This is a genomic window from Treponema endosymbiont of Eucomonympha sp., from assembly GCF_001028545.1.
In genome coordinates this window covers 1-605 of record NZ_BBPW01000423.1, presented here as the reverse complement: position 1 = coordinate 605, position 605 = coordinate 1, and the positions used below count along the sequence as shown (strand labels likewise).

Genomic DNA, 605 nt, shown 5'->3' with positions numbered 1-605 from the left:
CGGAGAATTCGTCGTCGACCGCGAGCGCGAAGGCGAAAACCTCCGCGCCGACGTGTTGGATAAACTCGCCGCGCTGGAATATTCGCTCGCGGTGTTCGCCACATGGCAGTCCAGAATGGACGAGGCGTTCCGTGCCCAGCTCGCCGCACGCTTTGCCGAAGTCATGGGTGACGCCGCTGACGAACAACGCATTCTGAGCGAAACCGCCGCAATGCTCGTCAAATACACGATTAGCGAGGAGACCGTCCGGCTGAAGAGCCATATCGCGGCGCTGCACAGGGCGCTTGCCCCCGGCGGCACCGACGCGCCCGGTCGCAGAATCGACTTCATCTGTCAGGAACTCAACCGTGAAATCAACACCGTCGGCTCGAAGAATCAGTGCGCGGAAGTGGGTGAGGCGGTGATAGCCGCGAAGGACGCGCTCGAGAATATCCGCGAGCAGGCGCGGAACCTTGAATAAGGGGGAAACATGACGCTGTGGTTTGCGACAGGCAACGCGCACAAGCGGGACGAGCTGCGCGCCATTCTGCCCGAACACGAAATCAAGCTACCGTCAGACGCGGGAATCGTCTGCGTGCCGGAGGAGACAGGGGTGACGTTTCTGG

The 605-nt window shown here is 61.7% G+C and carries 2 protein-coding genes; both read left to right on the top strand.

Annotated elements, in window-relative coordinates; translation table 11 throughout:
* Positions 1 to 460: endoribonuclease YicC domain-containing protein (locus AWU74_RS07430; RefSeq protein ID WP_162505024.1), on the top strand; the 460-nt coding region annotated here is incomplete at its 5' end.
* 9 nt (positions 461 to 469) lie between these two features.
* Positions 470 to 605: non-canonical purine NTP pyrophosphatase (locus AWU74_RS13585; RefSeq protein WP_162505023.1), on the top strand; the 136-nt coding region annotated here is incomplete at its 3' end.